Here is a 10448-nt window from a genome sequence, read left to right on the forward strand (position 1 = left end):
GGCGCGTGGAGAGGGCGGGCGTCAGCCCGTCGTGCGTGGCGCGAGCGCCACGCGGGGCCGTCCCGCACGGCCGTGACGACCGCGCGGGACGGTGGCCCGGCGCGTCAGTTCTGGACGGCGGCCGAGACGTTCTCGGAGAGGACGTCCTCCAGGAGGTGCGACAGGGCGCTGTCGCCCTTGACCGCCGTGGAGTTCTCGGCACACTGCTGGTTCTGCGTGTCGTTGAGGATGTCCTGAACACCCACGTTGACCAGGGCCACGATGTTCTGGATGTCGGCCTGGACCGGCAGACCGATACAGGGCTTGTTGAGCGAGCCCTGGATCAGACCGATCTGCGGGCTCATGTATCCACCGGTCGTGGTGTTGCCGTACGACTGGGTGGCGAAGTTGCCGTTCTGCGTGTCGACTCCGCGGTCGCCCACGGCGGCCGCCATCGGCGCGGACGCGCCAAGGACGGCGGCGGCGACGCCGGCGGTGGCCAGAACCTTCTTGATCATGGTCCATCCTTCTCGTCGAGAGACCCGGTGCTCGGGGTCGCTCTGATCAACAGCACGCCACCGTTTAAGTTGCGCCAGGTCACCCAAAGAGATCAATCACCTAATAACGGATGAACCACTTACCTGATGATCAGCTCGCCGCGTCCGCGGGTAGGTCTGATTTCACGCGCCCGGGGTACACGCCCCATATGGACTCTCTCACGACGTTCACTACGGAATTCGCCGCAAAGGACCACCTTGTCGGCATTGGTCCGCTGGTCGCGGGCATCTTCCTCGTCGGATTCCTGATCGGCGCCTTCGTACTGGGGCGGCGCCTGCGTAACCGGGAGCCCGCACCCCCCAAGCCGCACGAGCAGCCCCACCGGCCGCCGGACTCCGGGCTGCCGGGCGAGGCCGAGGGTCACCGCCGGCCCGCCGAGCTGGACGAGCGCGAGGACCGGGTGATGCCGTACGAGCTGAGGCACCAGAACACCGATCCGGACGCCTCGCCCCGCAGCGAGAACGACCACAAGTGGGGCGGCGCCCCCAGCGGCGGCTTCGGCAGCGGCGGGCCGACCACGGGCGGCTGACACCGGTCCGACCGGCCCCGCGACGGGCCTGTCCGGCGCGCCCCGACGCACCGTTTCGCGTTCGGGGCGCATGGGCACCCGGGGGCCATGACCAGTACGGACACGGCCACGCACACCCCCGTCCCGGCCTCCGCGCGCGACACCGCACGGCTGGTCGCGCGGGTCGTGGCACCGGCCCTGGCGGCCGGCGCCGTCGTCCGCCGCCGCGCCGGGATGGCTCTCGCCGAGCGGTTCGCCGTCGACCGGCGCGCCACCGAGCTGCTCACCGAGCTTCGCGGCACCCACGGCCCCGGCCCGCTCCGGCTCGACCTGGCCGGGCGCCACTTCGCCGTCGTCCTCCACGCCGACGACGCCTCCCGCGTCCTGAGCGGCACGCCGGACCCGTACTCTCCCTCCACCCGCGAGAAGCGCGCCGCGCTGGAGCAGTTCCAGCCGCACGGCGTGCTGATCTCGCGCGGTCCGGAACGGGACGCCCGGCGCGCGTTCAACGAGGCGGTCCTGGAGTACGGCCACCAGACGCACAGCCTGGCCCCTCGGATGGTGCGGACGGTACGCGAGGAGGCCGGCAAGCTCCTGGGCGCGACGACCGCCGGGAACGGCGAGATCGACTGGCAGGCCTTCAGCACCGCCTGGAACCGCACCGCGCGCCGCCTCGTGCTCGGCGACACCGGCCGCGACGACACGGCCCTGAGCGCGATGCTCGGCAGGCTTCGCTCCGCCGCCAACTGGTCGGGCGCCGCCCCGCGCCGCACCGCGCTGCGCGACCGCTTCGAACGCCGCCTGCGCGCCCACCTCGACCGCGCCGAACCCGGCGGTCTCGCCGCCGCCCTCGCCGCCACGCCCGCCGGACCCGGCACCGACCCGGCCGGCCAGGTGCCGCACTGGCTGTTCGCCTTCGACGCGGCGGGCATCGCGGCCTACCGGACTCTGGCGCTGCTGTCCACGCACGCCGCGCAGGAGGCGCAGATACGCAACGAGCTGGCCGTCACCGACCTCACCGAGCCGCGCCTCCTGCCGTACACCCGCGCCTGCGTCCTGGAGTCGGTGCGCCTGTGGCCCACCACGCCGTTCCTCCTGCGCGAGTCGGTGCGCGAGACCGTCTGGGGCGGAGAGGAACTGCCCGCCGGGACCGAGTTCCTGATCTACGCGCCGCTGTTCCACCGGGACGATTCGCTGCCCTACTCCGACCGGTTCACTCCGGAGATCTGGCTCGACGGCACCGCCCAGGACACCGAGGCGCTGATGCCGTTCAGCGCGGGCCCCGGCCGGTGCCCGGGCGAGGATCTGGTCCTCCTGGTCACTTCGACCATGCTGGCCGCCCTGCTCGAACGGCACACCTACCTGCCGGAGCGGCCCGGCCGGCTGCGTCCGGACCGGCCGCTGCCGCGCACCCTCGACCACTTCGGTCTGCGCTTCGCGGCCCTGCCGCACCGTCCGTGACCGTGACGGACCGCCTATCGACTGTGACATCATGTGAGGGCCTCGCCAAGGCCGCCGTGAACGGAAGGGTTCGGCATGGCCCCTCGCGCCGGTAAATGGCAGCGTGTGCCCCTCATCCCCCAGAGCAGGCAAGCGACGGAGACCGAGACGGTCCCCGTCTATTCGTCGTTGATGCGCGAATGGAAAGCGCTGGGCCGGGCGGTCCCCGGGCTGCCCGACCACGAATGGGACGTTCTGGTCACGCGCCCCGTGTGGCCCAGCCGTTGAGCCATCTGCCCGCAGCCGGTGCTCGGCGGTTCGAGTGAATCACTGCGGAAAGCAGCCACAGTGGTGTCTTTCCGCTTTCGCATTCGTTGTGATTTTCGCAGTGGAAGCCGGACCTCATCGAGGCCCGTTCGTCACGAAATCCGTGGCACGACTTCCTCCTGTGGAAAGGACCCGAAACTATGAAGTGCAAGAAGGCTGCGGTAGCCGTCGCCGGTATCGTCATGGCGCTGGGTGCGGCCGCGCCTGCTGTCGCCGACGCTGACGCCGAGGCCGCCGCTGTGGGCTCGCCGGGCGTTCTGTCCGGCAACATCGTCCAGGTGCCGGTGCACGTGCCGATCAACGTGTGCGGCAACACCATCAACATCATCGCGCTGCTGAACCCGGCCTTCGGGAACGTCTGCATCAACAAGTGACGCAGCATCAGGCCTCGGCCGCGTAAGAGCCGGTCCCGGAGCGCTCCGGGACCGGCTTTTGTCTGCCCGGATGCCCCAAGCGGGCGATCAAATCCCCCAACGGCCTACTGCGGGACGGGACCGCGATCCCTGTCGGCCCATTAAGAATACTTTTGCTCCGAGTGACTGGCGAAATCCTGGCGCCTGGCGAAGGAGCGGACATGGGTCACCGTAGAGCGAAGACGAAAGGCGCACGGCTGGGGGCACTGAGCGCCGGTCTGCTGAGCCTGCTGATGGCCGGCTCCGTCGTATCGGCCCCGTCCGGCCACGCCTCGGCCCCGGCGTCGTGGACCGGGCCGGCCACCGGGGTGGGGCGGGGGTCCGGCGAGGACCGGGACGCGGGCGCCGGTGACGGCACCGGGGCCGGGACCGGGACGGCGTCCGGTGCGGGGGTTCCGAGCGGCACGGCCCCCGGCGGGGCGGGTGCCGCGAGCGGCGCCGGGGCGAGGGCGGAGACCGACACGGGGGCCGGGCCCGGCCCCGGGTCGGGTGCCGATCGGGCACGCGAACCCGCCGCGGACCCCACACCGGAGGGCGGACCGGCCCCCGGGCAGGACGCCGGGGGCGGCGACGGCACCGGGGACGGTGACGGCGCCGCGACCACGGCGACGGGCACGGCGATGGGGGCCTACCTGCACTACGGGCCGCTCGGGATCCACCGCATGGCGGGGCTGCGCACATGGCTCGGCGGTGCCGATCTGCGCGTGGGGCACACCTATCTCCCCGGCGACGTGTGGACCAACATCGAGGGGCGCCCCGGGTTCCTGGAGCACTGGGCCCAGTGGCGGCGGGAGCGGGAGGACCGCCTGTTCGTCCTCAACGTGCCCATGCTGGAGCGCAACGAGAGCCACCTGCCGGACCCCGTCGTACGCCAGTTGCTGCGCCTCGGCGCGGACGGACGCTTCGACCGGCACTTCCGGGCCCTCGCCGAACGCCTCGTACGACTCGACATCCCCGACACCGTCATCGTCCTCGGGTGGGAGATGAACGGCACCACCTACTCACACCGCTGCGGCCCCGACCCGGAGGCCTGGAAGGCCTACTGGAAGCGCATCGTCACCACCATGCGCGAGGTGCCGGGACAGCGCTTCCGCTTCGACTTCGCACCCAACCGCGGGCGGGACGCCATCCCGTGGACCGAGTGCTACCCCGGTGACGACGTCGTCGACATCATCGGGATGGACTCCTACGACCAGCCTTCGGGCCAGACCTTCGACGAGCAGGTGACCGAGCCCTACGGGCTGCGGCACCACGTGGAGTTCGCCGCCGCGCACGGCAAGCCCTTCTCGTACCCGGAGTGGGGTCTGTTCCGCAACGGGGACAACCCGGAGTACATGCGGCGCATGCTGGACTGGATCGAGAAGAACAAGCCGCTCTACCACACGATCAGCGACTACTGCCCGCACGGCGTCTGGCAGTGCGAGCAGAACCCGAAGTCGTCGGAGGTGTTCCGCGCGAAGCTGTCCGGCAAGGGCGGCCCGGCGGAACCGGAGCCGGAACCGGAGCCGCGGCCCGAACCGGAGCCGGAACCCGAGCCCGAGCCGGAGCCGCGGCCCGAGCAGCCGGCCTGCACGCCGCTGGACCTCGGCGAGTGGGTCGAGAAGTGGCTCGGACGCAAGCTGTGCGTACGGCTCGAATGGCGGCGCCACCTCACGTCATGAGCCGCCGCGCCCAAGCCCGGTCACGCAGCCGGTCCGCCGCCCGGCGGCGGCCGGCCGCGTACCCGGCCAGGAGGAGCAGGGGCGCGGCCGTGCGCCGGCGGGCCATCAGCAGCCGTTCGTTGACGACCGGTTCGGGGCGCCAGTGGTTCTTGTACGGCTCGCGGCCGCGCAGCAGGCTCAGCGTGGTGCGGTTGCTGGCGCTGCTCTCCCGGGCGCCGTTGCGCAGCAGCAGCGTCGCGACGTCCACCTTGCTTGCGCGCAGCACCGGATCCGCCCCGTACAGGTAGCCGCCCGACAGCAGCGGCGACATCAGGGTGAGATCGGCGGCGACCAGGTCACCGGCCATGCGGAACTCCGTCACCATCGCGTCCCCCGACTCGACCATCTCCCGCACCGCCCGCTGGAGGTGCTCCGCGAACCGGGGCCTGAGGTGCTCGGGCGTCACCCCGCGGCCGGCCCACTGGCGCTGGTGCAGCTCCAGCAGCCGCCGCAGCGCGTGCGGGACCTCGGCCGGCGGGACGACGTGCTCCTCGATGCCCAGCTTGTCGAGCCGGCGCAGCTTCGAGCGGGCACGCTGGGCCCGGGACGACGGCAGCCGGGCGACGAGTTCGTCGATGGACGCGGCGGGCAGCTCCATGCAGACGGAGTCGGGCAGGCGGTGACGCGGACCGCGCCAGCACGCGTACACCCGCTGGGCGGCGGCCTCCGCCCGTACCTCCCGGAGGTCGATCACGGCACCGCGGGCCAGTCGGCCCAGCGCCCCGGTGAGCACCGGTACCGCCTCGTCGGAGCACGCGTCGTCGACGAGCACGTCGGAGAAGTCGGTGATCGTCCCGCCCAGGTGGGTGAGCACCGGAAGCGGCCCGCGCACCAGCCGCAGGGGCGCCGCCGCGACGAGCGTGCCGTCGCGGCGTACGAGGACGACGCGCAGGCGGCCGGGGGCGCCGTACGACACCCACCAGGAGTGCAGCCAGGAGTGCGACTGGAAGGGGGTCGCCGTGGCACACCGCCGGTACAGGTCCGCCCACTCCCGCGCGAGCCGGCCGAACGCGTCACCGTCCCGGCAGACGGTCACCTCCCAGTTCCCGCCCCGGGTCATACCAGCGCCTCCTGCTGCGCCACCGGGCCCGGCACGGACCCGTACCGGGCCCGCCCCGCGCGCCGGGTGTACCGGGGCGGGCGCACCAGCAGCGCGAGCCCGCCGAGCAGTCCGCCCGCGCAGCCGCCGACGAGCGCGGAGAGCGACGCCGAGGGCGAGACGGGCTCCGTGGGCGTGGCGGCCCTGGTGAACTGGAGCACCTTCACACCGGTGCTGCCTTCCGTGTGCGAGCCCTTCTGCACGAGAGCCCTCGCCACGCTGTCGGCCATCCCCACCGCGGTGGAGGCCCGCGGCGCGCGCGCCGTGATGGCGATCATGGGGGCGTCCGGTGAGGTCGCGGCCTGCACGCTCGCGCGCAGGGTCCCTGTCGGCACACCGGCCGCGACCTGGGCGTCGCCGACGACCGCGATGTCGGTGGCCACCCGCCCGTACGCCTGCGCCAGGCCCATCGCACCGGCCGGGTCGGACTTCGCGGACGGTACGACGATGACGTAACTCGTCGCCGCGTACTCGGGCGTCTTCAGCAGCCCGTAACCGCCGCCGGCCAGGACGCCCAGGAGTGCGGCGACCGGGACGAGCCACCGGCGGCGGGTGCGTTTGAGGCGGGTGAGCCAGCCGATCGCACGGCGCACGGCAAGGGACTGGGTCGTGGTCATCGACAACTCGCTCCGTCGTAGAGGCCGTCGTAAAGGTCGTCGTAAAGGTCGTCGTGGGGGCCGTTGTGGGGGCCGTTGTGGAGGCGTTCGTAGAGGGACGTCAACCGCTGGGCACTGCGCGCGATGTCGTAGCGGCGTACGGCGGCGGGGACGGCGTGCCGCTCGCGGACGACCGACTCCAGCGCGGCGACCACCTCCGGCACCGTCCCGCCGATCCGGCGCGCCCCGGGCGCCTCCTCCGGCGGCAGGTCCTCGAGCGCGGGGCAGGCCACGTACCGCACGGGCAGCCCGGCGGCCAGCGCCTCGACGATCGCGAGACCGAACGCCTCGTCGGCGGAGGCCGACACGAACACGTCCATGGCCGACAGCAGCCCCGGCAGCTCGCGGTCCACGGCACCGGCCCACACCACCCGGTCCGCCGCCCCGCACTCCCGGGCGGTCCGCTCCAGCCGCTCCCGCTCGCCGCCCTCCCCCACCAGCAGCAGCCGGGCGTCCTCGGGGAGCGCGGCCACCGCCCGGATCAGGACGTCGAACCGCTTGCCCGGCGCGAGCCGCCCCACCCCGCCGACGACGTACGCGCCGGGCGCCAGCCCCAGCCGCCGCCGCGCCGCCCGCCGCGCGGCCGGGTCGAACGCGAAGCGCGGCACGTCGATGCCGTTGGGCACGACCCTGATACGGGAGGGCCGCACGCCCCACCCGGCCAGGCGCCGCGCCACCGTGCCGGAGACGGCGACCGTCGCCGTACCGAGCCGCTCGCCGGCCAGGTACAGGGCGCGCGCCCCCGCGCTCAGGGGCCGGCCCTCGATCTGCGCGGCTCCCAGCGAGTGTTCGGTCGCGACGATCGTCCGCACGCCCGCCAGCCGGGCGGCGACGCGCCCGTACAGGCAGGCCCGGTACAGGTGGGTGTGGACGACGTCGAACGCGCCGCGCCGGATGAGCCGGGTGAGGCGCGGCAGGGCCGACAGGTCACGGTTGCCGCGCATGCCCAGGTGGATGACCGGCACCCCCTCGGCACGGAGGGCGTCGGCGACCGGGCCGGGGTTGGTGAGGGCGACGACGCTGCTGCGGACGCGGTCCATGTGCGGGAGCAGCAGGCGCAGTTGCTGTTCGGCGCCGCCGATGCCGAGGCCGGTGATGACGTGCAGGACCTTCAGGGCGCTCATGACACGGACACCGGTGCGCGCCGCACGCCGTGCAGCCGGCGCTTGGCGTGCAGCCGCCACGCGGTGTCGCGCTGCCCGATGTGCACCCGGGGCAGGGCGAACACCCCGTTCATGGCGCCCGGGTCGATGGCGGCCGCGTACGCGTACCCCGCCTCGCGCGCGGCGCGCACCACGCGTTCGTCGACGTGGCCGTAGGGGTAGCAGAAACCCTCGGGTGCCGTTCCCGTGATCGAGCGGAGCAGTGCGCGGCTGCCGGCCGTCTCCTCGCGCAGGACGGGCTCGGGGGCGGCGGGCAGGGAGACGTGCAGCAGTCCGTGGGAGGCGACCTCCATGCCGGCGGCGGCGCAGCGGCGGACACCGTCCTCGGTGAGCAGTGGCTTGCGCGGGCCGAGCGCGTCCCACGCGTTGTCGCCGCCGAGTCTGCCGGGCAGGACGAAGACGGTGGCCGTGCACTCGTGGCGGCGCAGGAGCGGCACGGCGTTGTCGAGGAAGTCGGCGTACCCGTCGTCGAAGGTGAGGCCGACCAGTCCGCGGGTGTCGCCGTGGCGGGCGGCGTACAGCAGCAGTTGCCGGAGGGCGACCCCCCGCAGACCGTGGTCGCGCAGCCAGCGCAACTGCCGGTCGAGGCGGGAGGGCGAGACGGTCACGTGGTACGGGTCGTCGTCGGTGGTGTCGTCGATCGAGTGGTACATCGCCACCCACAGGGGGATGCGCGGCTGAATCATGAGCGGGCCTTCGCGAGCCGGCGGAACGGATGGGCCGAACGGATGAGGTCGGGGACCACCGGGGCGCGCAGGGCGCAGGCGGTGGCGGTGAACGCGACCGTGACGGCCGCGAACGCGAGCGGCACGGCCAGTGGCGGCGGGCCGGCCGCGCACCACCGCCCGGCGGCGGTGGCGACGGCCGCCGCCGCGGTGAGCCGGGCCAGCCCGGTGGCCAGGCGCCGGGCGTCGAGCGGGACGCTCTGCCGCCGCAGGCCCAGCAGGAGCAGGGCCGCGGTGAGGGTGATGCCGAGCGCGTTGGCGGCGGCGATCCCGCGGGCGCCCCACGGCCCGGCCCACGCCGAGCCCGCGGCGGCGGTCAGGGCGATGCCGCCGAGCATGGCGGCGGCCGGGTACCAGAGGGGCCGGGAGGCGGAGAAGTAGCAGCGTACGAGGGCGCCGACGAGCGTCTGGCCCAGCAGCCCGAGGGCGTACACGCGCATGACGCCCGCGGTGGCTGCGGTGTCGGCGCCGTCGAACGCGCCGCGCTGGAAGAGGAGCCCGACGATCTGTGGCGCGGCCGCCACCACGGTCGCGGCGCCGACGAGGACGATCACGCCGGCGAGCAGCAGGTCGCGCTCGGCCCGCCGCCGCGCCGTCTCCGTGTCGCCCGCCGCGAGTGCCCGCGCGACGACCGGGAAGCTGACCGTGCACAGCATCAGGGAGAGCACCATCGGCAGTTGGGCGACCTTCTGCGCGTAGTTGAGGTGCGAGATGGCGCCGGCGGGCAGCGGCGCGGCGAGGAACCGCTCGACCAGGACCTGCGACTGGCGGCTCACCGCGAACACGATCACCGGTGCGAGCACGGTCAGCACCGCCCGCACCGCCGGCTCGCCCGGCCCGCCCCGGTCCCCCGGCCGGCCCGGCCGCCGGTCGGCCGGTTCGCTTGGGTCACCCGGCCCACCCGGGTCGGCCAGTCCGCCAGGGTCGGCCAGTCCGCCCGGCCGCTTTTCCGCCGGCCCGCCCAGGTCGCCCGGCCCACCCGGGTCGGCCAGTCCGCCAGGGTCGCCCGGTGCGCCCGGCCGTCGGTCACCCGAGCCGCCCCGCCGCCGGTCGGCCGGTGCGCGCAGTCGGCGCCACAGGACGGGAGCCTGGATCAGCACCATCAGCACACCACCCGCCGCGACGCCCGCGGCCGCCGCGCGTACCCCCCACACGCCGGGGTCGAGGAGAGCGACGGCCGTGATGATGCCGGTGTTGTACGCGACGTAGATCGCGGCCGGTGCCAGGTAGCGGCCGTGGGCGCGGAGTGCCGCGCTGCAGTACCCGGCGAGCGCGAAGGAGAGCAGACAGGTCGCGGTCAGCCGGGTGCAGTCGACGGCCAGTTGCCGCTCCGGCAGCCCGGGCGCGAGCAGCGGGACGACCAGGGGCGCGGTGAGCACGAGCAGCCCGGCCGCCACGCCCGCGCCGAGGGCCGCCTTCGGCAGGGTGGCCCCGACGAGCGCGCGCACCGGGTCGGGGCCGGCCGGCGGGGCGGTGGCCCGGCGGGTGAGGGCGGCGGCGAACGCGGGCACGAGGACCAGGGCCATGCCGTCCTCGATCAGCAGCGTGGCCGCGAACTCCGGGACGGTCCAGGCGACGAGGAAGGCGTCCGTCCCGGTACCCGCGCCGAACGTGTGGGCGAGCAGCTGGTCACGGACCAAACCCAGCAGGGCGCCCACCGCGGTCAGCGCGGCCGTGAGCGCGGCCGCCCGGGCGAGGAGGCGGCCGGACGGGGCCCATGACGGGCGGTCCGCCTCCGGCGCGGGCCGCGCGGCCACCGTGACGGGCCGCGGCGCGTCACCCATGCCGGCCCCCCGCGGCGGCCGGGGCGGAGGCGCCGCGACGGGGCGGCACCGGGTCCGCGCCGGTGCGGACGCCGGTGACGGTGCCGTCCGCCGGCC

Annotated in this window: 10 protein-coding genes; 4 read left to right on the forward strand and 6 right to left on the reverse strand. The window is 74.3% G+C overall.

Going from position 1 to position 10448, the window contains the following annotated elements; all coding sequences use genetic code 11:
- Positions 1 to 104 precede the first annotated feature (104 nt).
- Positions 105 to 497 carry a rodlin gene (locus ABD347_RS05270; protein ID WP_344356944.1) on the reverse strand — a complete coding sequence of 131 codons (393 nt, stop codon included), beginning with the start codon at positions 495 to 497 and terminating at the stop codon, positions 105 to 107.
- A 188-nt stretch (positions 498 to 685) separates the two neighbouring features.
- Between ABD347_RS05270 and ABD347_RS05275 the strand changes: the two genes are divergently transcribed.
- The 4 genes from ABD347_RS05275 (at position 686) to ABD347_RS05290 (ending at position 4886) form a co-directional block, all read left to right on the forward strand.
- A complete protein-coding gene (locus tag ABD347_RS05275) occupies positions 686 to 1066 on the forward strand; it encodes a DUF6479 family protein (protein WP_344356947.1) in 381 nt (126 codons plus the stop codon).
- Positions 1067 to 1153: 87 nt separating this feature from the next.
- Positions 1154 to 2506 (forward strand): cytochrome P450, encoded by a 1353-nt coding sequence (locus tag ABD347_RS05280; RefSeq protein WP_344356950.1) that lies wholly within the window; start codon positions 1154 to 1156, stop codon positions 2504 to 2506.
- 446 nt (positions 2507 to 2952) lie between these two features.
- Positions 2953 to 3186: a chaplin gene (locus ABD347_RS05285; protein ID WP_344356953.1), complete on the forward strand. Its 234-nt coding sequence runs from the start codon at positions 2953 to 2955 to the stop codon at positions 3184 to 3186.
- Between the two features lie 200 nt (positions 3187 to 3386).
- On the forward strand, positions 3387 to 4886 hold the full coding sequence (locus tag ABD347_RS05290) for a glycoside hydrolase family 26 protein (protein ID WP_344356955.1): 1500 nt from the start codon (positions 3387 to 3389) through the stop codon (positions 4884 to 4886).
- Here ABD347_RS05290 and ABD347_RS05295 read toward each other — a convergent pair.
- Genes ABD347_RS05295 through ABD347_RS05315 form a run of 5 tightly spaced genes read right to left on the reverse strand, consistent with a single transcriptional unit; the run spans position 4876 to position 10352 of the window.
- Entirely contained in the window at positions 4876 to 5985 is a 1110-nt protein-coding gene (locus ABD347_RS05295; RefSeq protein ID WP_344356958.1) for a GNAT family N-acetyltransferase, read from the reverse strand. The two genes, ABD347_RS05290 and ABD347_RS05295, sit on opposite strands and share 11 nt — an antisense overlap.
- Positions 5982 to 6641 carry a YveK family protein gene (locus ABD347_RS05300; RefSeq protein ID WP_344356960.1) on the reverse strand — a complete coding sequence of 220 codons (660 nt, stop codon included), beginning with the start codon at positions 6639 to 6641 and terminating at the stop codon, positions 5982 to 5984. Before ABD347_RS05300 ends, ABD347_RS05295 begins: the two co-directional genes overlap by 4 nt.
- Positions 6638 to 7795 (reverse strand): glycosyltransferase, encoded by a 1158-nt coding sequence (locus ABD347_RS05305; protein WP_344357020.1) that lies wholly within the window; start codon positions 7793 to 7795, stop codon positions 6638 to 6640. Before ABD347_RS05305 ends, ABD347_RS05300 begins: the two co-directional genes overlap by 4 nt.
- A gap of 5 nt (positions 7796 to 7800) precedes the next feature.
- Complete coding sequence (locus ABD347_RS05310; protein ID WP_344356963.1) at positions 7801 to 8529, reverse strand: polysaccharide deacetylase family protein; 729 nt, start codon at positions 8527 to 8529, stop codon at positions 7801 to 7803.
- On the reverse strand, positions 8526 to 10352 hold the full coding sequence (locus ABD347_RS05315; protein WP_344356966.1) for a lipid II flippase MurJ: 1827 nt from the start codon (positions 10350 to 10352) through the stop codon (positions 8526 to 8528). Before ABD347_RS05315 ends, ABD347_RS05310 begins: the two co-directional genes overlap by 4 nt.
- Positions 10353 to 10448 lie beyond the last annotated feature (96 nt).

The sequence above is a fragment of the Streptomyces gobitricini genome, assembly GCF_039532985.1.
In the GTDB taxonomy this organism is placed as follows: Bacteria; Actinomycetota; Actinomycetes; order Streptomycetales; family Streptomycetaceae; genus Streptomyces; species Streptomyces gobitricini.